The 811-nt window shown below is 56.6% G+C and carries 1 protein-coding gene; it reads right to left on the bottom strand.

Annotated features, from left to right (window positions below; all coding sequences use genetic code 11):
- A partial coding sequence (locus OCW50_RS33090; RefSeq protein WP_373371548.1) for a flagellin occupies positions 1-487 on the bottom strand: 487 nt, incomplete at its 3' end.
- Positions 488-811: the final 324 nt, after the last annotated feature.

Genomic DNA, 811 nt, shown 5'->3' with positions numbered 1-811 from the left:
CAGTCGTACCGCCGGCCCAACCCGAGACCATCGTGACCTGATTGCCGGTAGTGCCGGTGTCCATGTCCGTCAGCGAGCCGTCGAGGAGGTTCACGCCGTTGAGAGCGGCATTGCCCAGAACGCCGTTGATCTCGGCGCCGATCTTGGCCAGCGAAGTGTTGATGGCAGCGTAGTTGCCGTCCTTCACGTCCTTGGCCTTGGCCAGCTCGACCTTGATCTTCTCGATGGAGGAAACCAGGTTGTCGATGGCCGAGGAGGCCGTGTTCACCAGATCGCTGTTCTGCTTCAGCGTGTCCTTGACGGTCTTGATCACGCTGTTGTCGGTCTTCATCTGCGTCGACACCGACCAGTTGGTGGTGTTGTCGGACGCGGATGCCACCTTAAGGCCGGTGGAGATCTGGCTCTGGGTCTTGCTCAGGGAGCTCTGCGTGTTGGCGAGGTTGCGCAGGGCGGTCAGAGCGGAGGCATTGGTGAGGATCGAAGACATGTGTGTGTTCCTTGAATGATGAGGATTGTTCAGGGAATGTCGGAATCTAACCGACCCAGCGGAGTGGCATCATGCCTCGAGAGAGTTCGATCCGCTGTTCACATGCATCCGGGCTTGAACCGGTAAAATAGAACGGCGTCATGCCGAGCCTGAAGTAAAGGCTCTCTATAGTGCTGTCTCAACGCTTTCGAGCTATCGTTTCTCTCTGCGCTTGAGAGCATTTGTAAAGGAACATCCCTGAGATCGTCAAATGACAACGGTCGAGCAGACGCCCAACTCTTGCGTTTACCTTAACGATTTGCCGAATGGCTAACGGCAGCACAA

It is taken from the genome of Microvirga sesbaniae (assembly GCF_025460805.1).
GTDB lineage: Bacteria > Pseudomonadota > Alphaproteobacteria > Rhizobiales > Beijerinckiaceae > Microvirga > Microvirga sesbaniae.
Note: the sequence above shows the minus strand (reverse complement) of the source record. Positions and strands in the feature narration are given on the sequence as shown.